The organism is Flavobacterium psychraerolatum (genome assembly GCF_025960985.1).
Classification (GTDB): domain Bacteria; phylum Bacteroidota; class Bacteroidia; order Flavobacteriales; family Flavobacteriaceae; genus Flavobacterium.
Genome location: NZ_JAOQMX010000002.1, coordinates 1 through 23,751, shown reverse-complemented (window position 1 = coordinate 23,751; position 23,751 = coordinate 1). Strand labels below are relative to the sequence as shown.

General features: G+C 34.2%; 24 protein-coding genes. 11 read left to right on the top strand and 13 right to left on the bottom strand.

The window, feature by feature from the left end; translation table 11 throughout:
* Nucleotides 1–69: 69 nt before the first annotated feature.
* From M2326_RS01120 to M2326_RS01110, 3 genes are all read right to left on the bottom strand, one after another.
* Nucleotides 70–579, bottom strand: a complete 510-nt coding sequence (locus M2326_RS01120) for an acyl-CoA thioesterase (protein WP_264617718.1) — start codon at nt 577–579, stop codon at nt 70–72.
* Nucleotides 580–674: 95 nt separating this feature from the next.
* Complete coding sequence (locus M2326_RS01115) at nt 675–1,058, bottom strand: DoxX family protein (RefSeq protein ID WP_264617717.1); 384 nt, start codon at nt 1,056–1,058, stop codon at nt 675–677.
* A 6-nt stretch (nt 1,059–1,064) separates the two neighbouring features.
* Entirely contained in the window at nt 1,065–2,213 is a 1,149-nt protein-coding gene (locus M2326_RS01110) for a DNA polymerase III subunit (protein WP_264617716.1), read from the bottom strand.
* A gap of 271 nt (nt 2,214–2,484) precedes the next feature.
* Here M2326_RS01110 and M2326_RS01105 point away from each other — a divergent pair, with 271 nt between their 5' ends.
* The 3 genes from M2326_RS01105 to M2326_RS01095 all read left to right on the top strand — a co-directional run bounded on the left by M2326_RS01105 (nt 2,485) and on the right by M2326_RS01095 (nt 6,823).
* Nucleotides 2,485–3,672, top strand: a complete 1,188-nt coding sequence (locus M2326_RS01105; protein WP_264617715.1) for a phosphoglycerate kinase — start codon at nt 2,485–2,487, stop codon at nt 3,670–3,672.
* Between the two features lie 107 nt (nt 3,673–3,779).
* On the top strand, nt 3,780–5,798 hold the full coding sequence (locus tag M2326_RS01100; RefSeq protein WP_264617714.1) for a LysM peptidoglycan-binding domain-containing protein: 2,019 nt from the start codon (nt 3,780–3,782) through the stop codon (nt 5,796–5,798).
* Nucleotides 5,799–5,845: 47 nt separating this feature from the next.
* Nucleotides 5,846–6,823 carry a DUF4837 family protein gene (locus tag M2326_RS01095; protein WP_264617713.1) on the top strand — a complete coding sequence of 326 codons (978 nt, stop codon included), beginning with the start codon at nt 5,846–5,848 and terminating at the stop codon, nt 6,821–6,823.
* Nucleotides 6,824–6,829: 6 nt separating this feature from the next.
* Here the strand turns inward: M2326_RS01095 and M2326_RS01090 are convergent, their stop codons facing one another.
* Genes M2326_RS01090 through rnpA form a run of 3 tightly spaced genes read right to left on the bottom strand, consistent with a single transcriptional unit; the run spans nt 6,830 to nt 9,709 of the window.
* The gene (locus M2326_RS01090; RefSeq protein ID WP_264617712.1) at nt 6,830–7,636 is read right to left on the bottom strand and encodes an OmpA family protein; all 807 of its coding nucleotides are present in this window, start codon (nt 7,634–7,636) and stop codon (nt 6,830–6,832) included.
* Complete coding sequence (locus M2326_RS01085; protein WP_264617711.1) at nt 7,637–9,274, bottom strand: S41 family peptidase; 1,638 nt, start codon at nt 9,272–9,274, stop codon at nt 7,637–7,639.
* Between the two features lie 54 nt (nt 9,275–9,328).
* Nucleotides 9,329–9,709, bottom strand: coding sequence for a ribonuclease P protein component (rnpA, locus tag M2326_RS01080; protein ID WP_264617710.1), 381 nt, complete (start codon nt 9,707–9,709; stop codon nt 9,329–9,331).
* 126 nt (nt 9,710–9,835) lie between these two features.
* On the opposite strand from rnpA, the gene M2326_RS01075 reads away from it, so the two are divergent.
* The 3 genes from M2326_RS01075 (at nt 9,836) to M2326_RS01065 (ending at nt 12,301) form a co-directional block, all read left to right on the top strand.
* On the top strand, nt 9,836–10,570 hold the full coding sequence (locus tag M2326_RS01075) for a lysophospholipid acyltransferase family protein (RefSeq protein WP_264617709.1): 735 nt from the start codon (nt 9,836–9,838) through the stop codon (nt 10,568–10,570).
* 12 nt (nt 10,571–10,582) lie between these two features.
* Nucleotides 10,583–11,569, top strand: coding sequence for an acyl-ACP desaturase (locus M2326_RS01070; protein ID WP_264617708.1), 987 nt, complete (start codon nt 10,583–10,585; stop codon nt 11,567–11,569).
* Between the two features lie 81 nt (nt 11,570–11,650).
* Nucleotides 11,651–12,301, top strand: a complete 651-nt coding sequence (locus M2326_RS01065; protein ID WP_264617707.1) for an HD domain-containing protein — start codon at nt 11,651–11,653, stop codon at nt 12,299–12,301.
* A 69-nt stretch (nt 12,302–12,370) separates the two neighbouring features.
* Here the strand turns inward: M2326_RS01065 and M2326_RS01060 are convergent, their stop codons facing one another.
* The 7 genes from M2326_RS01060 to M2326_RS01030 all read right to left on the bottom strand — a co-directional run bounded on the left by M2326_RS01060 (nt 12,371) and on the right by M2326_RS01030 (nt 19,107).
* Complete coding sequence (locus tag M2326_RS01060; protein WP_264617706.1) at nt 12,371–12,772, bottom strand: hypothetical protein; 402 nt, start codon at nt 12,770–12,772, stop codon at nt 12,371–12,373.
* Nucleotides 12,773–12,800: 28 nt separating this feature from the next.
* Nucleotides 12,801–13,583, bottom strand: coding sequence for an enoyl-CoA hydratase/isomerase family protein (locus tag M2326_RS01055; RefSeq protein WP_264617705.1), 783 nt, complete (start codon nt 13,581–13,583; stop codon nt 12,801–12,803).
* A gap of 10 nt (nt 13,584–13,593) precedes the next feature.
* Nucleotides 13,594–15,066 (bottom strand): sensor histidine kinase, encoded by a 1,473-nt coding sequence (locus M2326_RS01050; protein WP_413603253.1) that lies wholly within the window; start codon nt 15,064–15,066, stop codon nt 13,594–13,596.
* 78 nt (nt 15,067–15,144) lie between these two features.
* On the bottom strand, nt 15,145–15,699 hold the full coding sequence (locus M2326_RS01045) for a CopD family protein (protein WP_264617704.1): 555 nt from the start codon (nt 15,697–15,699) through the stop codon (nt 15,145–15,147).
* Nucleotides 15,686–17,041 carry an MATE family efflux transporter gene (locus M2326_RS01040; protein ID WP_264617703.1) on the bottom strand — a complete coding sequence of 452 codons (1,356 nt, stop codon included), beginning with the start codon at nt 17,039–17,041 and terminating at the stop codon, nt 15,686–15,688. Before M2326_RS01040 ends, M2326_RS01045 begins: the two co-directional genes overlap by 14 nt.
* Nucleotides 17,042–18,073 carry a ferrochelatase gene (gene hemH / locus M2326_RS01035; RefSeq protein WP_264617702.1) on the bottom strand — a complete coding sequence of 344 codons (1,032 nt, stop codon included), beginning with the start codon at nt 18,071–18,073 and terminating at the stop codon, nt 17,042–17,044.
* A gap of 161 nt (nt 18,074–18,234) precedes the next feature.
* Nucleotides 18,235–19,107, bottom strand: coding sequence for an AraC family transcriptional regulator (locus M2326_RS01030; protein WP_264617701.1), 873 nt, complete (start codon nt 19,105–19,107; stop codon nt 18,235–18,237).
* Between the two features lie 228 nt (nt 19,108–19,335).
* On the opposite strand from M2326_RS01030, the gene hemA reads away from it, so the two are divergent.
* The 5 genes from hemA to M2326_RS01005 all read left to right on the top strand — a co-directional run bounded on the left by hemA (nt 19,336) and on the right by M2326_RS01005 (nt 23,671).
* The gene (gene hemA / locus M2326_RS01025; RefSeq protein WP_264617700.1) at nt 19,336–20,592 is read left to right on the top strand and encodes a glutamyl-tRNA reductase; all 1,257 of its coding nucleotides are present in this window, start codon (nt 19,336–19,338) and stop codon (nt 20,590–20,592) included.
* Between the two features lie 57 nt (nt 20,593–20,649).
* On the top strand, nt 20,650–21,576 hold the full coding sequence (hemC, locus tag M2326_RS01020; RefSeq protein WP_264617699.1) for a hydroxymethylbilane synthase: 927 nt from the start codon (nt 20,650–20,652) through the stop codon (nt 21,574–21,576).
* Nucleotides 21,576–22,280 (top strand): uroporphyrinogen-III synthase, encoded by a 705-nt coding sequence (locus M2326_RS01015; protein WP_264617698.1) that lies wholly within the window; start codon nt 21,576–21,578, stop codon nt 22,278–22,280. The genes hemC and M2326_RS01015 overlap by 1 nt, the downstream gene beginning before the upstream one ends.
* Before the next feature lie 44 nt (nt 22,281–22,324).
* Nucleotides 22,325–23,350 carry a uroporphyrinogen decarboxylase gene (hemE, locus tag M2326_RS01010; RefSeq protein ID WP_264617697.1) on the top strand — a complete coding sequence of 342 codons (1,026 nt, stop codon included), beginning with the start codon at nt 22,325–22,327 and terminating at the stop codon, nt 23,348–23,350.
* 186 nt (nt 23,351–23,536) lie between these two features.
* Nucleotides 23,537–23,671 carry a hypothetical protein gene (locus tag M2326_RS01005; protein WP_264617696.1) on the top strand — a complete coding sequence of 45 codons (135 nt, stop codon included), beginning with the start codon at nt 23,537–23,539 and terminating at the stop codon, nt 23,669–23,671.
* The last annotated feature ends 80 nt before the right edge of the window (nt 23,672–23,751 follow it).

The window sequence follows — 23,751 nt, the reverse complement described above, 5'->3', positions numbered from 1 at the left end:
TTCGAACACTAACCTACTAAAAGGGAATTAATGGGTTTTGAAGTTTTTTAATTCTAAAATTATAAATGCTTAAACAAACAACGCCTTCAACTCAGTAGCTTCACTCGCTTTTATTTTTCCAGCCAATAACAAACTTAGTTGTTTGCGTCTCAGCGCGCCTTCAAAACGTTCTTGTTCCAATGGCGTTTCGGGTACGATAGCGGGTACAAGTACTGGTTTTCCTAATTCATTTACTGCTACAAAAGTGTAAATGGCTTCGTTGGCTTTGGTTTTTTCACCTGATAGACGGTCTTCTACCCAAACGTCAATGTAAACTTCCATTGAACTATTGAAGGCTCTTGAGACTTTTGCCTCAATTGTGACTACGCTTCCTAGTAAAATTGGTTTTGTAAAGGCGACGTGATTTACAGAGGCGGTTACGGCAATGTTGCGCGAATGGCGTTGTGCCGATATGCTGGCTGCACGGTCCATGCGGGAGAGAAGTTCTCCTCCAAAAAGGTTATTAATATGGTTGATTTCACTTGGTAGAACCAAATCGGTTAATACAGTTAGTGATTCTGATGGTGTTTTAGGAGTCATAAGTTTATAGTGTAAAGCTTTTGTTCGCGAGGATACAATGGCTTAATTTTTTGTTGTTTAAAATTCTGTGCTTCATGATTGCATTTGTCAAGGGTTTAGTTTAACCAATATACTGCCATGACTGCTGGAATAAAGTAGATTACGATGGTTCTTGCTCCATCATAGTCTTTGGCTAGTCTTTGGCCAAAAAGCATCATTAGTAAAGTAATGGCGGAAAATACTGCTCCGTAAAATCCGAATAGTCTTCCGTCGCTTACAAGTAATTCGATAGAACCGACAAAACATAGGATGGTCGAAATTAACTCCATGATGACCAAATGGATTAAGGCGGGTTTTACGTGATTTTTTAATCTTGTTTTAGAAAAATGTTCTTTGAGCCAAGTTATATTATCTTCCCAATAAAACAGTTTTTCATAACTGGATTGCAAGTAGGTCATTCCGAAAAAAATAAGAATCAATAGTGATGCGGGATTGTTCATGTTTGGTTATTTTTTATGAATGAGTCGTGTTAGTTTTATAGATAAATCGGTCAAAATTATTTTGGCATTTCCGTTGCGCTCGATGTGGTACATGGCTTCGCCAATTTCATCGTAAATTTCGGTAATATTATTGCCGTTTACAAAGGGAGCAAATTTCTCCAATTTGAACTTTGGAACTTTGGGTTCAAAATAAACCAAGCTAGGAGCTTCGTAGTTTAATAACAGTGCTTGACGGAACATTTCGATGCAAAAGTCCAAGAATTTCTTTTGACTTTCTCTTCCTAAAGCAGCAATTTTTTCGCTCCAAGTAATCAAATCGTGAATAGCCGAAGCATCTTTTTTTGCTTGAAAGGCAGCACGTACCCAAGTTACAAACCATTCTTCAAATGGATGATCTTCGCTATCGTCATGTAGTAAATGCAAGGCTTTGTTGTAATTTCCTTGCGCTTGATGTGCTAGTTTTAAAGCTAGTTTTTCCTCAACTTGTTCGTTTGCAACCAAGGCTTCTGCAATAACCGATTGGCTCAGACCATTAAAATGTAAAATTTGACAACGCGAACGAATAGTTTGTATAATATCTTCTTCGTTTTCGCTGATTAATATAAAAACTGTTTTTTCTGGTGGCTCTTCTAATAATTTCAATAATTTATTCGAAGCTGCAGTGTTGAGTTTGTCTGCCATCCAGACAATCATAATTTTATGACCGCCTTCATACGATTTTAGTGCCAGGGATTTTAAAATCTCTTGAGCATCATCAACTCGTATTTCCCCTTGTTTGTTTTTTACGCCCAAAACGGCATACCAATCAAATAAACCACCATAGGGTTGTTCTATTACAAATTGTCTCCAATCGGTAATGAAATCAATACTTTTTGGCTTGGCCTTCACTTCATCTGTAGTCACAGTGGGATAGACAAAATGCAAATCAGGATGGGCTATTTTGTCAAATTTTAGGTTGCAAGCAGCATTTTCTCCCGTGTTTTCACCGTTTTGGTTGTTACACAATATATATTGTGCGTAAGCAATGGCCATGGTCAATGTACCACAACCTTCTGGCCCTACAAAAAGTTGTGCGTGCGGTATACGTCCTGAACTAGCACTCTGCGTGAGGTGGTTCTTGATGTGTTCTTGTCCTAAAATATTTGAAAATAGCATAAAGCAAAGATAGCAGAAAATGGGGTAGTCAAAAATTTTGTGAAACAAAGTTTACCCTCGGTCAAAAGCAATTTTGTTGATTAATAAAAAAAACATTTCTAAGCTAATTTGTAGAATTCATAAATAGGTACTGCTATTCTTAAAAATATTATGCGATTTACATCGTTTTCGTTCTATATTTAGGTTATTTTTTAGAATAATGAAATATTATACTAGTCTAAAAGTTCTATATTTGTTGCACTTTGAAAATAATAAACTTAAAACAAATCTAATGAAGACTTTAAACGACTTTGATTTTAAAAATAAAAAAGCAATAATTCGTGTTGATTTTAACGTGCCTTTGGACGAAAACTTCAATATTACTGATACAACTCGTATCGTATCTGCAAAACCAACTATTGATGCTATCTTGGCACAAGGTGGAAGCGTAATCTTAATGTCTCACTTAGGAAGACCAAAAGGTGTTGAAGAGAAATATTCATTGAAACACATTTTAAAATCAACTTCTGAAATTCTTGGAGTTCCTGTAAAATTTGCTGCAAACTGTATTGGCGAAGAAGCTACAACTGCTGCTGCTGCTTTGCAACCTGGAGAAGTTTTATTATTAGAAAATTTACGTTTTCATGCTGAAGAAGAAGCTGGAGATGTTGCTTTCGCAAAAGAATTGGCTTCATTGGGAGATATCTATGTAAACGATGCGTTTGGAACAGCTCACAGAGCACACGCTTCGACTACTATTATAGCTCAATTTTTCCCAACTTCTAAATGTTTTGGAACTTTATTGGCTAAGGAAATCGAAAGCATTGACAAAGTATTAAACAATAGTAAAAAACCAGTATTGGCAATTCTTGGAGGTTCTAAAGTATCTTCGAAAATTACCGTTATCGAAAACATTTTGGACAAAGTAGACCATATGATTCTAGGTGGTGGAATGACTTTTACTTTCGTGAAAGCACTTGGTGGTAAAGTAGGTAACTCTATTTGTGAAGACGACAAAATGGAATTGGCTTTAGAAATTTTGCGTTTGGCTAAAGAAAAAGGAGTTCAAATTCATATTCCAGTTGATGTAGTTGCTGCAGATGATTTCTCAAATACTGCAAATACTCAAATCGTTGACGTAAGAGAAATTCCTGATGGTTGGGAAGGTCTTGATGCAGGTCCAAAATCATTGGCAAACTTTGAAAAAGTAATCATGGAATGTAAAACGATTCTTTGGAATGGTCCATTGGGAGTTTTTGAAATGGAATCTTTTGCTAAAGGAACAATTGCATTGGGTGATTATATTTCCGCTTCAACAGCAAACGGAGCTTTCTCTCTTGTAGGTGGTGGAGACTCAGTTGCAGCCGTGAAACAATTCGGTTTTGAAGACAAAATGAGTTATGTTTCTACCGGTGGTGGAGCAATGCTAGAGATGCTTGAAGGTAAAGTTTTACCAGGTATTGCAGCAATTTTAGACTAAAAAAAATATATTTAACAATATTTTTAGTTTTTATCAGTTAATAGGTAGTATGTTTGTACTTGCTAAATTCTTAACGAGTTATGAACAAGCATATTAACTAAGGAAAAATGACTAAAAAATATATCACAATATCACTTTATTTATTACTATCGATTCCTTTGTTTTCGCAAGAAGTTGCTGAGAACAAGGGAATTGTTGGTTTAGAGACAAAGGTGACGTATCTAGATTCTATCAAGAATTCTTTTGTAAAAGATGATTTGGCTGCTTGTGTAGACAATCTTTGGTTAAAAGAATTAACGGATTTGGACTTATATGATGAGATGTCAACAGACATTGCATCAATTGATTCGAGTATAAAAGTAGATTATGAGTTGCCAACCGAATTGTTGAAATCACGACTGGAGGCAATGAATGCCAAATCGCCTTTTCGAATTCAATACAATGAAAATCTTGAAAACGTAATCAAGTCTTTCTTGAAGTATCGAAGAAAATCGTACGAACGTTTGATGGCTGTTTCAGAATATTATTTCCCCTTATTTGAAGAGACTTTCGCTAAAAATAATGTTCCCTTAGAAATTAAATATTTAGCCATTGTAGAATCTGCTTTGAATCCAAAAGCAGTTTCCAAAGTAGGAGCTACTGGTTTGTGGCAGTTTATGTATCAGACTGGTAAACAATACGATTTGAAAATCGACTCTTATGTGGATGAGCGTAGTGATCCTTATAAAGCTACGCAAGCAGCAGCTCAATACATGAGCAATATGTACGCTATTTTTGGAGATTGGGAGTTGGTTTTGGCTTCCTACAATTCAGGGCCAGGAAATGTTACAAAGGCAATTCGTCGTTCTGGAGGGAAACAAAATTTCTGGGACATACGTAACTACTTGCCCAAAGAAACACAAGGATATGTGCCTGCTTTTTTGGCTACCATGTATATTTATGAGTATCATAAAGAACACGGAATAAAACCAGATCGAGCTATATTAAAACATTTTGCAACTGATACGGTAATGATAAAAAAGGAAATGTCGTTCAAGCAAATTTCTGATTTATTAGATGTACCAATGGCTCAATTGCAATTATTGAACCCTTCTTATAAATTAAATACGATCCCAGTATACAATGACACTGCTCACTATTTGAAACTGCCAAAAGACAAAATTGCTATTTTCGCATCCAATGAAGATAAGATTTATGCCTATGTACAACATGAATTGAATTATAAGAATGGTGATTTTCAAAATTCTAGTGCAATTGCTTTGAAGTCCGTTTTGGATTCTGACACCTTGAAACTAACTTCCAATAATACTCAATATTATAAAGTTAAACAAGGAGACAATTTGAATGCTATTGCTAGTAAATATGACGTAAGTGTAGAAGCAATCATGAAATGGAATAATCTAAACAATAGTAATATTGCTTATGGTGAGAGTCTTAAGATTGGTGTAGCAGATACTGCTTCAAAAATGGTAGCTCGTAAAACACCAATTTCTACAGTTGCACTGCAAAAAGCAGTAATTGTTGAAGCTAAAAATGATGAGATTGCTAGTACTGATGATATTGCAAATAGCATAGTTCGTTTTCATACTGTACAAAAGGGAGAGAACTTAAATTCAATAGCCAGAAGTAATAATATAACTGTTGCCGATTTAATTTCTTGGAATGATTTGTCTGGTTCAGCACTTCAATTGGGAGCAAAATTAAAAATAAATACCACAGCTCCTTCCGAAGAAGTTGCTATTGTTACCCCTCCAATACTTTTGAAAAATATTCAATATGTAGTTCAAAAAGGAGATAATCTAGGTACTATTGCCAAGAAATTTGGAACGTCATTAAATGATTTGAAACAATGGAATAAATTGAACTCTAATTCCGTTGCATTGGGGAAAGCTTTGATAGTTGCCAAAAATGAACCAGCAATCACTACTTCACTTGCGAGCGTGAATTCATTCAAGAAAACAGATAGTTTTGCAAAAAAAATAATTACTGATTATTATGTTCAAGCAGGCGATACCTTATATAGTATCGCTAAAAAATCTGGGGTTACTATCGCAGATTTGAAAAAGTGGAATGATATTAGCGGTGAAGGAATCAAACCTGGAATGAAATTGAAATTAAACGGATAATTAAAATAATCTTCTATAAATTTGGGTTTTATTATAATAATACAATTATGAATAAGGCCCATTTTTTATTTATAGTACTAACACTTTTTTTCTACTCTTGTAAAAACAGTGATGATGCCGTTACCAAAAAAACGACAGGAAAGATTAATAGCATATCTGTTGTTATTGAAGACCAGCTGTGGAATGGTGAAATAGGGGATAGTATTCGAAACAAATTTGCTTCGCCAGTACTTGGATTGCCTCAAGAAGAACCACTCTTTAACATCAATCAATATTCGACCAAATTACTAGAAGGTTTCATTACTGATAGCCGTAATATTATTGTAGTTAAAAAGGAAGATATTAATAAATTTGAAATCATCACCGATCAATATGCGTCTCCACAAAATGTGTTTCATATTTCGGGTAGAACTGCTGCAGATATTTTGTCTATTCTTGAAAAGCAAAGTCCATCAATAGTTGCTACGATTCGTCAAACTGAAATAGAAGAAAGCCAGAAAGAGATTGGAAAAGAAATTTTAAATCCTAAAATTATTGAAAATAAATTTCATATTGATATCAATGTGCCCGCAGATTACAAGTACATGTTGCATGAACATAGTTTTTTATGGTTGAAAAAAGAGATTGTAAGCGGTAGTAGTAGTTTGTTGATTTATCAAGTGCCTTTGTATGATGTTGTAAACAAGAATAATTTGATTAGTAATATCATCAGTATGCGTGATTCGATTGGTAAATTGTACATACACGGTAGAGAACCAAATACAGATATGATTACTGAAGAAGCATATTCACCTTACTTTTTCAAAATTAGATTAGACGGTAGAACAGCCTATGAAATGAGAGGTACCTGGGAACTTAAAAATGACTTCATGACGGGACCTTTTATCAACTACTTGATTATTGATGACGAATACAGTCGTGCCTTGGTATTAGAAGGTTTTTGCTATTCTCCTTCCAAAGAAAAAAGAGATATTATGCATGAACTCGAAGCAATCATCAAATCAGTTGCTATCATTAAAAGATAGTGGTTTTTAAATTTTAGTGATCAAAAACTCTACTCTCCGATCCATTTCTGCTCCTTGCCCTAATGGGAATTTATTTCCGCAGCCTTTATACGACATTCTTAGACTATTGATTCTTTTAGCTATTAAATATTTAAAGACTGCTTTTGCTCTATTTACAGATAATTTTCTTTCATTGGTTTCACGATCAATAGCATCTTTAAAACTATTGGGAGTACAGCAAACATGGCCTCTGATTTCAAATTCTAAATGCTTGTTTTTATGTAAGAGTAATATGATTTTGTCCAACTCTCTTATAGAATTCTTAGTTAGTTTACTGCTTCCTAATTCAAATAAAATAGTTTCAAAGTAGATTCGGTCACCTACCTTATGTTTGTCCTGTAATGAAGAGTATATGCCTCGTCCAAAACTATTTTTTGGGATAATCAATAGGTCTACTCTTCTGTTTTGAGACCTTGTTTTGCTTATGTCTTCAATGGTGTCTTTCTTTATCAAAACACGACCTTTGCCTTTGATAATTATAATTTTATTTTTATTAAACCCATTAGTAGTTAGTATGTTTTGAACCGTTTCAACTCTTTTTATAGATAATTTGTAGTTATAATCATTGTTCCCTCGGTCGTCACAATAGCCATAAATTTGAATAGATTCTATTTTTGATGTATCATTTTCTTTAATAAAATCAAGAATAGTTATCGCTTGTTTACGATTAATATCGTATTTGTCAAAATTAAAATAGATGGTTTCTATCCTCTTTTCTTGAGCCGAAAGAAGATTAAAAACAAAGTAAATCCATATTAAATAGCTTTTTGGCACCTATTGTTTTAAAATTTTTTGATATTCACTCGTGTTTTTTAATATTGAAATCGATTTTTGAATCTCGGCACTATTTTTCAAATAATAGTGGTACAGTCCTTCTTGATATGAATATCTTTTGATGATTTCTTCTAGAAGTAAATTTTTGATCTCTAGTTTATTTTTATCTAGTAACTCTTCTTCAGTTTTTTGAATCGTACGTAGTAACTGTTCATAATCATTTTGTATAGCAAGGTCAATATTTTCTTTTTTGGCTGCAGCCAAAGTGTTTTTTAGTGCCACTTCTGTTTCGGTATCAAAGGAAATTTTTTGTATTTTAAGGTAGTTCTTAAAATCTTGGTAATTAGCATCAGAGAAGCTTGTAGATTGCTCTCCTAAAGCTGGATTCTTGTAATAATAGGCTGTTGCATAATTAAAAATTGCTTCGTTTTTTTGTAAAGCTTCTGCTAGAGTACTTGATTTTGTTTCTGCCATTTCTACGTCAGGTAGAATTCCGCCACCATCATAAACCGTCCTGCCTTTTCGAGTTTTAAAAGCATTGTAATTTTTCTCTTCCGTTCGTGTTGCAAGGCCTTTTTTATCCTTATGCGCATAATCTAAGGCTTGAATACACCTACCAGATGGAGTGTAATAGCGAGAAATTGTTACTTTTAATTGGGTGTTATAAGTCAAGTCAATCGGTCTTTGAACAAGCCCTTTTCCAAAACTGCGACTCCCAACAATAACAGCTCTGTCTAAATCTTGAAGGGCCCCAGAAACAATTTCGGATGCTGAAGCACTTCTACCATTCACAATAATTACCAGTGGAATTTCAGTATCTACCGGTTCATAAGACGTTTTGTAGGTATTGTTATATTTATCTATTTTGGATTTTGTGGTAACTATTATTTCATTTTTTGGAACAAATAAATTGCAGATATTTACGGCTTCGTTTAATAATCCGCCTGGATTTCCTCTCAAATCCAAAACAATTCGTTCTACTCCTTGCTTTTTTAATTCCAATAGAGCTTCTTTGGTTTCATTGGATGCTTTTTTATTAAAATGTGCCAAAACGATATAACCTGTTTTGTCATCAATTTTTGCAAAGTAAGGAACAGATTTTATTTCTACCTCGTCCAGTATTATTTGTCCGCTAGTCGTTTTTCCTTGTCGAATGTACTGAATGTCAATTTTGGTGTTTTTTGCCCCTCTAAACAGTTGAGAAGCATCTTCTTGGAAGTCGGCTAACAATACATCACCAATTTTTATAATTTCATCTCCCGCTTTTAATCCTGCTTTATCTGCTGGAAAATTTTTATAAACTTCTCTTATAATTATTTTACCTTCTTTTCTAGTAATCATTGCACCAATACCCGTATATTCACCTGTATTATTGATTTTGAATCGCAATACATCTTGCTCGTTAAAATAAACAGTATAAGGATCAAGACTTGCAAGCATTGACTTAATAGCCTTATCCATTAATTCACCAGGATTTATTTCGTCTACATAATTGGTGTTTAATTCTTTAAATAGGGTTGTGAAGATTTCTATTTGCTTTGCAATTTCAAAAAAATTATCTTTAAAACTAGCACCAACAAACAAAAATGCTGAGGCTACTACAGGAATGATTACTTTTTTTTGGAAAAGGGATTTCATTTTTATAATTTAAGGATGTGAATAGTGCAGGCTAAAAATACAAAAAAAGGATAGTTATTCTGTTTTTTTTGTTTGTAACAAAAATTTCTCAAACAATTGAATTGTTTTGGTATTGATTTCTTCAAAGGTTAAACGGTCTTTGGTTTGATAAAACAACATAAATGAGTAAGGTTGATCTAAGTTGTCAAGTAATAAATGTTTGTTGAGACGATACGTTTCTCTAAGGACTCTTTTGAAATAATTGCGATCGACTGCTTTTTTAAAGTTTTTTTTAGAAACAGAAACGCCTATTTGTGTTCTTGCATCTTCACCAACTGCTCCAGGATAATAAACCATTCGCAAGGGATATTTGGAAACAGATTGACCGTTGGAAAATAATAATCCAATTTTTATTTTGCTCTTAAGTTTGGCTGCTTTGGGGTAAGTAAAGTTCATATTGTTGTTGAAAAAAAGCTACTATTCTAGGGTGTAAAGGTACAATTAATGCGTCAAGCTAATATTGTTTCGGAATTAAATAGTGCTAAAAAATTATTTGTTACTTTTGCATCTAATTTTTTAAGCATGCAAAAGATAATATCCTATCCTATATCAATAATGTATTATTTGTTATTTGGACTTGCTTTGTTTATTTTCCATCCTATACAGTGGATCTGTTTTCGTTTTTTTGGGTATCAAGCCCATAAAAAAAGTGTTGATTATTTGAACTTTATGTTGATAAAATGCACTAACTTAGTAGGAACTACGTATAAATTTGAAAATTCGGATAGAATACCGGAAGGTGTTCCATTGATTTTTGTGGCAAATCATCAAAGTATGTACGATATCATAGCAATGATTTGGTTTTTGAGGCGTTTTCATTGTAAATTTGTAAGTAAGAAAGAATTAGGTAAGGGAATTCCAAGTGTTTCGTATAATTTACGTCACGGTGGTTCTGTTTTGATTGATCGAAAAGATCCTAAACAAGCTATTCCGTTGATTAAAGGATTATCGGAGTATATTGAGAAAAATAACCGTACAGCTGTTATTTTCCCCGAAGGTACTCGAAGTAAAACTGGTGCACCGAAAGAATTCGCTCAAAGTGGTCTCAAAATATTATGTAAATATGCACCGTCGGCCTATGTGGTGCCTATTACAATTAATAATTCCTGGAAGATGGTTCGTTTTGGTTTTTTTCCTGTAGGTTTAGGTAATAGTTTGCGTTTCACTATCCAGACTCCATTAAAGGTAAGTGATTTTACTTTTACAGAATTAATAGAGAAAACAGAACGCGAAGTAAAGAAAGATATACAATTTTAAAAAAAGTAGACAATGTCAATAAAGAATATTAGATTAGAAGTAATGCAGTTTTTAGAAAAAAGAGTCGACAGTTTTGTGGATCAGTATCTAATTCCTGTAGAAGAAATATGGCAGCCATCTGATTTTTTACCAAATTCTGAAAGTGATAATTTTCTAGAAGAGGTAAAGGAATTACGTGAAATCTCTAAGGATTTACCGTATGATTTTTGGGTTGCTATGGTAGGAGATATGATTACCGAAGAAGCTTTGCCAACCTATGAAAATTGGTTGATGGAAGTAGAAGGGGTAGATAACCTAGAGCGCAATAGCTGGGCCAAATGGGTTCGCCAATGGACTGGAGAAGAAAATCGTCATGGTGATTTGTTGAATAAGTATATTTATCTCTCAGGTCGTGTGAACATGCGTGAGGTCGAGATGACTTCTCAGCATTTAATCAACGATGGTTTTGATATTGGAACAGGTAGAGATCCATACAAAAACTTTGTGTACACGAGTTTTCAAGAATTGGCAACCTACGTTTCACACAATAGAGTGTCTCAATTGGCAAAAGGTTATGGCGATAAAAAACTAGCTAAAATGTGTAAGATGATTGCTGGAGACGAAATGCGTCACCATCATGCATACAGCCATTTTGTTACCGAAATTTTCAAAGTCGATCCAAGTGAGATGATGCTTGCTTTTCAATACATGATGAAAGCTAAGATTGTGATGCCAGCTCATTTCTTGAGAGAGTCAGGACAAAAAATTGGTTCTGCTTTTGAGCAATTTTCAGATTCTGCACAACGTATTGGTGTTTATACTGCCAATGATTATGTAGATATCATGCAAAAGTTAATTATTAAATGGGAAATTGATAAGATGGTTGGTTTGACGGATGAAGCCGAAAAAGCACGTGATTACTTGATGAAATTACCAGGAAGAATGGCAAAAATATCTGAAAGAATTGTGATTCCAAAAGAATCGCACATTTTTAAATGGGTGGAACCAGCAAGATTGTAATAATCCTAATAGAATAATAGAATGCTGATTTTTAAGTTTTTTAAACTTTAGAATCAGCATTTTTTATAAAATATATTTAGAATGAATTTAGATTTAATTAATAATACCATCATTTTTGTAAAAGAAAAATTGAAAGGTGCAGAAGGTGGTCATGATTGGTTTCATATTGAAAGAGTATATAAAAACGCTTTGTTGATTGCTCAAGAGGAAGATTGTGATTTAACTATAGTAAAGCTAGGAGCTTTGTTGCATGATATCGCCGATAGCAAGTTTCATGATGGTGACGAAACCGTTGGGCCAAAAACAGCTCGTGTATTTCTAGAAGCACAACAAGTGGATGAAAATATTATTGTACATGTATTAGCTATCATTGAGAATATTTCATTCAAAGGAGGGAATTTCGATAAAAAGTTTAGTTCAAAAGAATTAGCGGTTGTGCAAGATGCTGATCGTTTGGATGCCATTGGTGCTATCGGAATTGCTAGAGCCTTCAATTATGGAGGTTTTAAAAATAGAGCCATGTATGACCCTAATATTGATCCTAAAATGAATATGACCAAAGAGGAATACAAACAAAGTACTGCTCCAACCATCAATCACTTTTACGAAAAACTATTGTTGTTAAAAGATACTATGAATACCGTTTCTGGTAAAAAAATAGCCAATGAAAGGCACCAATACATGCAAGGTTTTCTATCCCAATTCTATGCAGAATGGGAAGGAGAATTGTAGAAAATCAGGTAGCAGTTGTTAGTCTTTAAAATAGAAAACTAACAACTGATATCTGACTTGACGGTGTAATTAGACAATCCCTTTGTCTTTCATTTCAATAATCACATCTGAAGCATTCTTGAAAGTAGGCGCTTGGTCAATAATTCTAGCTACCCTTTTTTTGTTTAGTTTAAAAGTCAGGTCATTTTCTGTTGTGAAGAGCAAAGCTGTCAAAAAAGGATTGTTCATATAAGGAACGAGAAATGCAAAAGTATCTTCAAGAGAATGAAAACTTTCTATTTCCTCTGTTTTGTATCGAGCAATTACCGACATTTTGAAAGCATTCTCACCTTCTAGAACAGGTCTTACGTAGATATTTTTTAATTCAGTATCACCAATGGTTTTCGCCAAAGTTAATTTAGCATAGGTGCCGTTGTGAATACTCTCGATTACTTTTTGCCAAAATTCTGCAAATAAGGGGTTGAATGACATAGGTTGTTTTTTTGTAATAATGAGTTTTTTATTCGCCGGTAAACTGAGCTTTTCTTTTTTCTAAAAAAGCAGCAGTACCTTCTTTAAAATCTTTGGTGTCAAATGATGCTCCAAAAGAGTTGATTTCAATTTCAAAACCGTTTTCTCCATCTTTAAAGTTGGCATTTATGGACTGAATGGCTTTGGTAATGGCTAGAGGAGCATTCTTAACTATTTTTAAAGCAATGCCTTCGCAAAAGGTAAGTAACTCCGGTTGCGGAACGACATGGTTTACAAGTCCGATTTTTAGAGCTTCATCAGCAGGAATCATTCCTGCGGTAAGAATCATCTCCATTGCTCGACCTTTACCTACTAGCTGCGGTAAACGTTGGGTACCTCCATAACCGGGAATCAATCCTAAGGTTAACTCCGGTAATCCCATTTTTGCATTATCAGATGCTACTCTTATGTGACATGCCATTGCCAATTCGAGTCCGCCACCCAAAGCAAATCCATTAATAGCAGCGATGACTGGTTTTTTTAAATTTTGTACAAAATCAAACAAGATCTCTTGTCCATGTGCCGCCAAAGAAGTTCCTTCATCTGATGAAAAATTAGCAAATTCTGAAATGTCTGCACCTGCAACAAATGCTTTTTCGCCACTACCAGTTAGAAGAATAACACGTACAGCACTATTTTGTTCTAAGGCTTTGAATGCATCGTGCAACTCTGTAATTGTTTCTTTGTTGAGTGCATTTAGTTTTGTGGGACGATTGATAGTAAGAGTAGCTATATTTTCTTGTACACTAACTAATATTGTAGTATAGTCCATCTTGAATTTATTAAGAGTTAATAATTGGCAAGGAAACGGTAAAACGTGTTCCTTCACCATAGATTGACTCAAAGATAATTGTTCCTTTGTAATTTTCAATGATGTTTTTGATAATACTCAATCCCAATCCCATCCCGCTACTTTTGGTTGTAAATTTTGGCTCGAATACTCTTGCGCTATCTTCGGGTTTAATTCCGATTCCAAAGTCTTCAACGGTAATCAAAACTTGATTATTTTCACTTTTTATTCCAACAATTACTGTTTTATTTTCTTGTTCTTCTGGGATGGATTGAATCGCATTTTTGACCAAATTGGTAATGATTCGAATGAGTTGTGTTCGGTCAATTTTCGATATAATTTCAGGAGATTCAGCATTAAACACGATGTGGTCTTCGTTGAAAATATCTAATGTTAATTCAACTACTTCTACAACATTCAACGTTTCATTTTGTTGCGCAGGCATTGAAGCAAAGTTAGAAAATGCCGAAGCTACTGCACTCATTGTGTCAATTTGTTGAATCAGTGTATCTGAGTAATCCTTCATTTTCTGATGAATCTCAGGGTCGTTTGGATTGAACCTTCGTTCAAAACTCTGTACTGTTAATCGCATTGGTGTCAACGGATTTTTAATTTCGTGTGCTACTTGTTTTGCCATCTCGCGCCAGGCTTCTTCTCGTTCACCTTGGGCCAGTTTTACAGCACTAATCTCTAATTCATCCACCATTCGATTATAAGCTGCGATTAAGGAGTTAATCTCTTTACTACTCGCTTCGAGTACAATTTTCTTATTCTTTTGACTCAAAGTTGTTTCGTACATTTTATCCGAAATAGTTTTAAGTGATTTAGTGATATAAGAAGATAAGAAGTATGCCAATGCAAAGGCTACAATCAACATAAACGAATATACTTGTCCCAATCGAATCAAGAAACCGTGTAGTTCTTTGTCATAATAACCATCGTCCTCTAGATAAGGGAGATTTAAGATACCTAGCGGTTTGAATTTGTCGTCTTTAATTTGAGTATAAGAGGAACGATTTTTAATTCCGTTAATTGTTTTGATGTCTACATATCGTTTTTCGATAGAGGAACGAACCAATTTTAAGATATATTTGGGTATTGGCAATGCTTTTTTGTCAACCGAAAAAGTTTCTTTAGAACTTTTAAGAAGCAATCCATTTAGACTATAAATATTGATTTCAATATTATGTATATGAGCTAATTCGTGAATTTTATCTTTAAAAATTAAATCTAAATTTTCTGTAGTGAGGGGATAGGTTGTAGTAGCGAGAACATAGTTGATGTGTTCGCGTACAGCATTTTCCTTGCGTTCTAATCGTTCTTGATGGTACTCCTTAGCTTCATTTTTAAATTGAATAATCGAAATAGAAGCCAACAAGGCAGATGCAACAACAATCACTACAATCATCGATAGAAATATCCTGATACGTAGCGAGAGCATTGCTATTTTGAAGTTTTTGAACATAATTTTTTCCCACAAAAACACTAATATCGTACAAAGTTCATTTCCTTTTATAAGAATCTAAATGAATGTTGTGAGAACTTAGTGATTAGATTTTTCTCGAATACGTTTATAAAATTTAAACCCTAACATAATAATCATAGAAAAAGCAAAAATTCCGATGACACCATATATCCAATTGAATGCATTTTTTAGAACGACCAAAAAAACTACTGCAAATAGAATAATGGTTGCTACTTCATTCCAAAGTCTCATAAAGTTGGTTGTATACTTCACTTCGTCATGTTGCAATTGTTTGAATATTTGATGGCATTTTCCATGGTATAGATATAACACAAAAACAAAGCCAAGTTTCACGTGCATCCAAGGCATTTGCAACCAGGCATTTCCTATTGGTGTAAACAATAACATCCAAAAAGCAAATAGGCTAGCCAATACTGCTGATGGCCAAGTAATAATATACCACAAACGGTAGGTCATGATTTTGTACTGATTTTGCAAAATTTCTTTTTCTGGTGAAGGTTTGTCCGCTGCTTCAATTTGATACACAAACAAGCGTACAATGTAAAACAAACCTGCAAACCATGTGATGACAAAGATGAGGTGTAAGGACTTTAGGTAATTATAATATTCCATCAGTAGTTTTGATCAATTGTGAATTCATTTCTTTTTTAAGAAAATAAGCAGTTAATAAGGTGGATAAAATATCCGAAATCGGGAATGCAACCCAAACGCCAAAAATACCGAAAAAATTTGGGAGAATGAGCACTAGCGGAATTAAGAAAAAACCTTGTTTACTCAACGTTAACATTAAGGCTTTCTTTGCCATTCCTGCCGCTTGAAAGTAAGCCGCTCCAATAAGTTGGACGGCAATGATAGGGGATGCTGCAAATACCCATCGTAACGCCACTGTTGTATCTGCGGTAACAACTTCATCATGGGTGAAAACAGAAACGATTTCATTGGCAAAAAATAAGATAATAAGATAAATTACAGTTGCCAATAGTGTCGCATATTTGATGGAGATAAGAATACTTTCGTTTACTCGATGGTGATTTTTTGCACCATAGTTGTAACCAGCAATAGGAATAAAACCTTGTGTAATTCCCAAAATAGGAAATAATGCAAACATCAACATCCTGCTGACAATACCGTATACGGTAATAGATTGTTCGCCACCATAATCATATAAAGTATGATTGATAATTATGGCTAAAATACTAATTACACTTTGTCTTGAAAAAGTAACAAAACTTAGTTCGGTAATTTCTTTTACAATAGGAAAGTTTAATTTAAAGTGCCTTGCTTTTAGTCTCAAATCACTTTTAAAAATAAAAAACCATAACACAAACAAAAAACAAGTGATGTAAGAAATAGTAGTCGCCATAGCGGCTCCAAACATGCCTAGATTCATGATTTTGATAAAAATAATATCCAATCCAATATTAACAAATGCGGGTATTATCATGGCAATCATGGCAAATTTTGCTTTCCCTTCTGCACGAATGATATTATTGCCCATCATACAGAGTGCCAAAAAAGGAACTGAAAAAAGTATAGGAAAGAAAAATTCTTCTGCCATTTTCATGATTGATCCTTTGGCTCCAAAAAGTAGTAAAACATTCTTGTTGAAAAGTACACAGAGCAATAAAAATAATAATGACAGTAGTAATGTCATCATTATTTGATTTGCAAAAGTTACCTCTGCTTTTTCTTTGTCTTTTGACCCCAAAGCTCTTGATAGTACAGATCCTCCTCCAACCCCAATGGCCATACCCAAGGATGATATTAAAAAGGTAATGGGTAAGACAACTGTAACTGCTGCAATAGCCAAAGAACCAATCCATTGTCCGACGAAGATGGTATCAATAAGAATATTAACCGAAAGAAATAAGATTCCTACAGATGCTGGAACTGCTTGTTTTATCAAGAGTTTTTTTATGTCTTCTGTTCCTAATTCTTCGGCTGAAACTGCCATTTATGCGATTGTTTTCTCAGCTACAGCCCATTCTTTAATCCAGTTCCCAACGGTTTGACACCATTCATCACTGTCATTCAAGCAAGGAACAGCAAGGAATTTTTCACCACCGTGTGCTTTAAATTCATGATTGGCTTCCATGGCAATTTCTTCCAATGTTTCAAGACAATCAGATACAAAAGCGGGGGTTACCACGGCTAACTTTTTAATGCCTTTTTCGGGCATTTTGTTGACTTCAACATCAGTATATGGTGTCAACCATTTGTCACCAGCTAATCGTGATTGAAAAGTTTGGCTGTATTTTCCTTCTGGAATGCTCAATAATTTAACTACTTGTTTTGTAGTTTCGTAACATTGGTGTCGGTAGCAAAATTCATGTGCAGGCGATGGAGTGTTACAGCAAGATCCATCTATTTTGCAATGTGATTTTGTGATATCAGTTTTACGTATGTGGCGTTCTGGAATACCGTGGTAGGAAAATAAAAGATGATCATAGTTATAACCTGCAAGATGTCCTTTAATGGAATCAGCTAAGTTTTTGATATAATCTGGTTTGTTGTAAAAGGCTGGTACATGCGTAAATTTCATACCTGGAAAATGCTTTTTGCGTAAGTCTTCAGCTAGTTCTACGATAGTTGTAGTCGAAGCCATAGCATGCTGAGGATACAAAGGGAAAAGCATAACTTCATTGACTCCTTTGTCGTGTAGCTCTTGTAGACCAGAGAGTAAGGATGGATTACCATAACGCATAGCTAAAGAAACAGGTATGTCAACGAGTTCTTTTACTTTTGCATGCATTCGTTTTGAAATTACTACCAACGGAGAACCTTCGTCCCACCATATTTTTGCATAAGCCGCTGCTGATTTCTTAGGTCTTGTTTGCAAAATAATTCCACGCACAAGCAACGCACGTAACAAAAACGGAACATCAATTACATATTTATCCATTAGAAATTCATCCAAATACGGTTTTACATCTTTTGGAGTTGGACTTTCTGGGGATCCTAAGTTTACTAATAATACGCCTTTCATATCGCTACTGCTTTTATATTTTGATTATACCTTTCTGTGTTTTAACGCTAGAAGGACTTTTATGTCTTTAATTGTCTGTTGCAAAAATAGGGCAACAATTTTGGAGCTAACTCTTAATTAACTCATTTTTATTTATTGTTTAATATCAAAAATCGATACGATTAAGTAGTCGGACTAATAGACATCAAATATTTTTTGGGCGTGGTGCCAAATTTCTTTTTGAAAGCAGCTATAAAATGGCTTCCGGTGCTATATCCAATTTTTAATCCTACTTCGTTCACATTATAAGATCCACTGTCGAGCAATTTTCGAGCAAAATCCATTTTATAATCAAATAGAAATCCATAAACGGTATCGCCATAAATTTGCTTGAAACCCATTTTTAGCTTCTTTAAATTCAACCCTATTTGGTCTGCTAGTTCTTGGAGCCCGGGTGGTTCTGCCATGTTAGCAATAATTATTTCTTTTGCTTTTCGAATTTTTATTACATTGTCTTCGTCTGTTAAGAACGGACATTGTTCAGCATTGGGGTCTTCGGTACGGTTGAAATACAAACTCAATAATTCGTAGCCTTTACCTTTATAGTATAGTTTTTTTATTGAAGGATGTAAATTGTAATGAAACAATTGACTCAATACAATTGCCATTGATGGACTTATATTTCCTTCGTTATAATATTTTTTGTCTTTATTGTCACCACTTAAAAAGGTAATGTAATCTGCTTCTGACGAAAAGAGCGCATGAAATTTTTTAATAGAAACAATTAACGATATCGCCCAAGAGTTGGGTGCCAATTCCAAATTTATAGGCAATTCTTTCTGTGGATTGTACAAAAGCAAAGATTTCTCTTCCTTAAGTTCTAGTATATAGCTACCTTGATTAAAGAGAAACTTAGCATTTCCTTTTAATCCAAAATGGAACTGAATCATTCCACTTTCAATTTCGTGTTGCCCTAAAAATGGTTGTGTGCCGTCATTTTGAAATCGGATAAGAATAAAATCGTCTTCAATTTTTATAATTTCTTGTGAACCCATAGCGACATTTTTTTTATGTAAAGATGATAAATATCAGGTTGTTTTATTTAGAATAAATCTAAATAGAGTATTTATTAGTACCTGAATTCACTACAAAAATAGGAATAAATATAAAAAAACACCTGTTTTTTGCTAAAAAAACATGTAGCGACATAAAAAGAACTTCTGGCGTTGTTTTTATCAATCCTATAGTGATAATTTTGTTCCACTTTCTTGAAAAGTGCAAATATGGAAAACAATCATACATCAAAACATCACTATTTCTACGCTGTAGGATTGAGCTATAAAAAAGCTGATGCAGCCACTAGAGGTAAATTTAGTTTAGATTCTATTGCCAAAACGCGTTTATTGGAACAAGCAAAAAATGAAGGCATCGAAAGTTTGGTGGTGACTTCAACTTGTAATCGTACAGAAATATATGGTTTTGCCGAGCATCCTTTTCAATTGATAAAATTGATTTGTGAAAATAGTAACGGCACAATAGAAGAGTTTCAACGTGTAGGTTTTGTTTACAAAAACAATGAAGCCATTAGTCATATCTTTAAAGTAGGTACGGGTTTGGACAGTCAGATTTTGGGAGATTTTGAAATTATTGCACAAATTAAAACCAGTTTCATTCACGCTAAAGCTTTAGGCCTTGTGAATACTTTTATGGAACGTTTGGTGAATGCAGTTATACAAGCGAGTAAAAAAATTAAAACGGAGACTGAGATTAGTTCTGGAGCCACTTCGGTAGCTTTTGCCGCTGTGCACTATATATTTAAGAATGTAGAAAATATTGGGAACAAAAATATTCTTCTTTTTGGAACTGGTAAAATTGGTCGAAATACTTGTGAAAATCTAGTAAAACACACCAAAAATGAACATATTACTCTTATAAATAGAACTAAAGACAAAGCAGAAAAATTAGCTGGAAAACTGAATTTGATCGTAAAAGATTATTCAGAGTTACACTTAGAATTACAAAAAGCGGATGTTTTGGTTGTTGCTACTGGCGCACAAAACCCTACGGTGGACAAAGCAATTTTGAATTTGAAGAAACCATTGTTGATTCTTGATCTATCGATTCCGAAAAATGTAAATGAAGATGTAGAGGAATTAGAAGGTGTAACGTTGATTCATATGGATTATTTGTCACAATTGACAGATGAGACCATTGAGAATAGAAAAAAACACATTCCACAAGCTGAGGCAATAATTGAAGAAATAAAAGAAGAATTTATTATTTGGACCAAAGGCAGAAAATTTGCTCCAACTATCAATGCACTCAAAGCAAAATTGAATGATATCAAAATCGCAGAGTTAAATTTTCAAAGCAAAAAAATTGCAGGATTTAATGAAGAGCAAGCAGAAATCATTAGTGCTAGAATTATTCAAAAGATCACGACTCATTTTGCCAATCACTTGAAAGATGAAAATACGATGGTAGACGAAAGTATTCAATGGATCGAAAAAGTATTCAAGATTGAAGCGATGGCGAAGTAATTTCTTAATGGATAAAGCTAAATAATGGTTGCATTATTTTGAAATGAAAATATAAAAATGGCTGAAAAAATAATACGCATAGGGACTCGTGATAGTGAACTTGCTTTATGGCAAGCGCATACAGTAGAAAAAAAGCTAAATGATTTAGGATATAAAACTTCAATTGTAGCCGTAAAATCAACAGGAGATGTCGTTCTAGACAAACCTCTATACCAGCTAGGAATTACCGGAATTTTTACCAAAACACTAGATATTGCCATGATTAATGGCGAAGTAGATATTGCTGTGCATTCTATGAAAGATGTGCCAACTGCCTTACCAATTGGGATTGTGCAAGCTGCTGTCCTGGAAAGAGCCAATACGGTAGATGTTTTGGCTTACAAAGGAGATTTAGATTTTTTAGAAGGAAATGGAACAATTGCTACCGGAAGCTTGCGTCGTCAAGCACAATGGTTGCATAAATATCCAAGTCATAAAGTAGTCGATTTGAGGGGTAATGTCAATTTGCGAATGCAAAAACTAGCCGATAACGATTGGAATGGAGCAGTGTTTGCTGCCGCTGGCCTAGAAAGAATCAATCTTGCTGCAGAAAATCTTGTTGCACTTGATTGGATGATTCCTGCGCCTGCACAAGGAGCGATGCTTGTGGTGGCGATGGGCAACGACAATTTTACCTTGGATGCACTTTCACATTTGAATGACATAGAAACTGAAATTTGCACTTATATAGAACGTCAATTTCTGAAAACCTTAGAAGGTGGTTGTACGGCACCAATTGGTGCATTGGCCAGGTATAATGAAGAAGAGGATACCATTCATTTTCAAGGAGTATTGTTTTCGCTTGACGGAAAAGAAAAATTAGACGTAGATAAAATTGTTCCCATTGAAGAATGGAAAAAACTAGGTTTCTTCTCTGCTCAGGAAGTTTTGAATAGTGGTGGAGCACAATTGATGGCAGAAATAAAAAATAAATTGAAAAAATAATGAGTCAAATAAGCATATTATCAACAAAAACATTATCTGAAGAGCAACGACAAGTATTTATCGATGCCGATTTTGACCTCTTGGAGCAGGATTTTATCGATATTAAAAGCAATCTTTTTCAATTGGATAAGATAAATGACAATTTGATTTTTAGCAGTCAAAATGCTGTGATAAGTTTGATGGAACAATCTGATTGGGAAGTTTTGAAGACCAAAACAGTTTTTTGTGTGGGAATTAAAACCAAAGATTTACTTGAGCAAAACGGTTTTACAGTAGCTGTTTATATGGATTACGCCTCTGAATTGGCTGAAATTATTACCTTAATTTATAACAAAGAAAGCTATACTTTTTTGAGTGGAAACTTGCGCAAAGAAACTTTGCCTGAAGCTTTAAAAAATGCTGAAATTACCTTTAACGAAATAGAAGTATACCAAACGACATTGGCTCCTTTTAAAATATCCGATCAGGAAAATTTTGATGGAATTATGTTCTTTAGTCCATCTGCTGTTGAAAGCTATTTGAGTAACAACAAAATCAAAAAAGAAATTTGTTTTTGTGTAGGTAACACTACCGCACAAGCATTAGAAGATAATAAAATTAAGAACATTATAATTGCCGAGATACCAACAATCGAAGATGTAATTGTAGAAGTGATGGATTATTATAACCCAGAAGAAACTACTGAGCCAACAACCGAAAATTAGAAAATACCTTAGCCATTAGGGCGGAAAATAAAAAATAAAGAATTATGTTAAAGAATGACTTGTTTTTAAGAGCATTAAAAGGTGAAACAGTTCAGCGTCCACCAGTTTGGATGATGCGTCAAGCCGGAAGGTATTTACCAGAATTTATCGCTTTGCGTGATAAATATGATTTTTTCACCCGTTGTCAAACTCCAGAATTGGCTGCCGAAATTACGGTGCAACCTATTCGTAGAATCGCTCCAGATGCTGCGATTTTGTTCTCAGATATCTTGGTGATTCCACAAGCAATGGGGATTGATGTAGAGATGAAACCTAATTTTGGTCCATATTTACCACATCCTATTCGAACCATTCAAGATGTTGAAAACGTAATCGTTCCAGATGTACATGAAACGTTAGGATATGTTTTTGACGCTATCAAATTAACTAAGGAAATGTTGAACGATGAGGTGCCATTAATTGGTTTCGCAGGTTCACCTTGGACAATTATGTGTTATGCGGTAGAAGGGCAAGGGTCTAAAAGCTTTGATAAGGCTAAAGGATTTTGTTTTCAATACCCAGAAGCAGCACACGTTTTATTACAAAAAATCACAGATACCACTATTTTATACCTAAAAGAAAAAGTAAAAGCGGGAGTGAATGCCGTTCAAATTTTTGACTCTTGGGGTGGAATGTTATCTCCAGTGGACTATCAAGAGTTTTCATGGAAATACATCAACCAAATCGTTGAAGCACTTGCTGATGACGCTCCGGTTATTGTTTTCGGAAAAGGATGCTGGTTTGCTCTTGGCGAAATGGGAAAAAGCCGTGCTTCTGCATTAGGAGTAGACTGGACGTGTTCTCCAAGAAACGCAAGATACCTTTCTGGTGGAAACATTACTTTACAAGGTAATTTTGACCCATCAAGATTGTTATCGCCAATTCCGGTGATCAAGAAAATGGTTCACGAAATGATTGACGAATTTGGAAAAGACAAATACATCGTGAACTTAGGTCACGGTATTTTACCAAATATCCCAGTAGATCACGCCAAGGCGTTTATTGATGCAGTGAAGGAATACGGACAGTAATAATAACGACTCTTCCTGCAAGGTCTTTTTTGACCTTGTAGGTGTGTTTGGAGATAATTTTTGATTGAATAGAAGGTTATTTACAAAAAGAGTGGAAGTATTGATTGACGATCAATTTCCAAAAGAAAATTAGTATACCTACAAGGTTTAAAAAAAACCTTACAGGAGTATAAATACCTTGATAATATGAAATTAGAAGTTTTACAAAAAGACGGTTTTTATCATATTTATAATAGGGGAATAGATGGTTGTTTGATTTTTAAAAATGATGAAAACAAAAGATATTTTTTAAATCAGTTTTCAAAGCTTAGATTCAATTAATAAATGCAACAATTGGAAGTTGCGGTTTGGATAATTTTTTTCAGAAAAGAGAAAAGAAAATTAATTCTTTTCCTCTTTTG

Excerpts from the sequence above, each read along its gene's own strand:
- M2326_RS01120 (WP_264617718.1), bottom strand. The coding sequence starts at position 579 with ATGACTCCTAAAACACCATCAGAATCACTAACTGTATTAACCGATTTG.
- M2326_RS01115 (WP_264617717.1), bottom strand. The coding sequence starts at position 1,058 with ATGAACAATCCCGCATCACTATTGATTCTTATTTTTTTCGGAATGACC.
- M2326_RS01110 (WP_264617716.1), bottom strand. The coding sequence starts at position 2,213 with ATGCTATTTTCAAATATTTTAGGACAAGAACACATCAAGAACCACCTC.
- M2326_RS01105 (WP_264617715.1), top strand. The coding sequence starts at position 2,485 with ATGAAGACTTTAAACGACTTTGATTTTAAAAATAAAAAAGCAATAATT.
- M2326_RS01100 (WP_264617714.1), top strand. The coding sequence starts at position 3,780 with ATGACTAAAAAATATATCACAATATCACTTTATTTATTACTATCGATT.
- M2326_RS01095 (WP_264617713.1), top strand. The coding sequence starts at position 5,846 with ATGAATAAGGCCCATTTTTTATTTATAGTACTAACACTTTTTTTCTAC.
- M2326_RS01085 (WP_264617711.1), bottom strand. The coding sequence starts at position 9,274 with ATGAAATCCCTTTTCCAAAAAAAAGTAATCATTCCTGTAGTAGCCTCA.
- rnpA (WP_264617710.1), bottom strand. The coding sequence starts at position 9,709 with ATGAACTTTACTTACCCCAAAGCAGCCAAACTTAAGAGCAAAATAAAA.
- M2326_RS01075 (WP_264617709.1), top strand. The coding sequence starts at position 9,836 with ATGCAAAAGATAATATCCTATCCTATATCAATAATGTATTATTTGTTA.
- M2326_RS01070 (WP_264617708.1), top strand. The coding sequence starts at position 10,583 with ATGTCAATAAAGAATATTAGATTAGAAGTAATGCAGTTTTTAGAAAAA.
- M2326_RS01065 (WP_264617707.1), top strand. The coding sequence starts at position 11,651 with ATGAATTTAGATTTAATTAATAATACCATCATTTTTGTAAAAGAAAAA.
- M2326_RS01060 (WP_264617706.1), bottom strand. The coding sequence starts at position 12,772 with ATGTCATTCAACCCCTTATTTGCAGAATTTTGGCAAAAAGTAATCGAG.
- M2326_RS01055 (WP_264617705.1), bottom strand. The coding sequence starts at position 13,583 with ATGGACTATACTACAATATTAGTTAGTGTACAAGAAAATATAGCTACT.
- M2326_RS01050 (WP_413603253.1), bottom strand. The coding sequence starts at position 15,066 with ATGTTCAAAAACTTCAAAATAGCAATGCTCTCGCTACGTATCAGGATA.
- M2326_RS01045 (WP_264617704.1), bottom strand. The coding sequence starts at position 15,699 with ATGGAATATTATAATTACCTAAAGTCCTTACACCTCATCTTTGTCATC.
- M2326_RS01040 (WP_264617703.1), bottom strand. The coding sequence starts at position 17,041 with ATGGCAGTTTCAGCCGAAGAATTAGGAACAGAAGACATAAAAAAACTC.
- hemH (WP_264617702.1), bottom strand. The coding sequence starts at position 18,073 with ATGAAAGGCGTATTATTAGTAAACTTAGGATCCCCAGAAAGTCCAACT.
- M2326_RS01030 (WP_264617701.1), bottom strand. The coding sequence starts at position 19,107 with ATGGGTTCACAAGAAATTATAAAAATTGAAGACGATTTTATTCTTATC.
- hemA (WP_264617700.1), top strand. The coding sequence starts at position 19,336 with ATGGAAAACAATCATACATCAAAACATCACTATTTCTACGCTGTAGGA.
- hemC (WP_264617699.1), top strand. The coding sequence starts at position 20,650 with ATGGCTGAAAAAATAATACGCATAGGGACTCGTGATAGTGAACTTGCT.
- M2326_RS01015 (WP_264617698.1), top strand. The coding sequence starts at position 21,576 with ATGAGTCAAATAAGCATATTATCAACAAAAACATTATCTGAAGAGCAA.
- hemE (WP_264617697.1), top strand. The coding sequence starts at position 22,325 with ATGTTAAAGAATGACTTGTTTTTAAGAGCATTAAAAGGTGAAACAGTT.
- M2326_RS01005 (WP_264617696.1), top strand. The coding sequence starts at position 23,537 with ATGAAATTAGAAGTTTTACAAAAAGACGGTTTTTATCATATTTATAAT.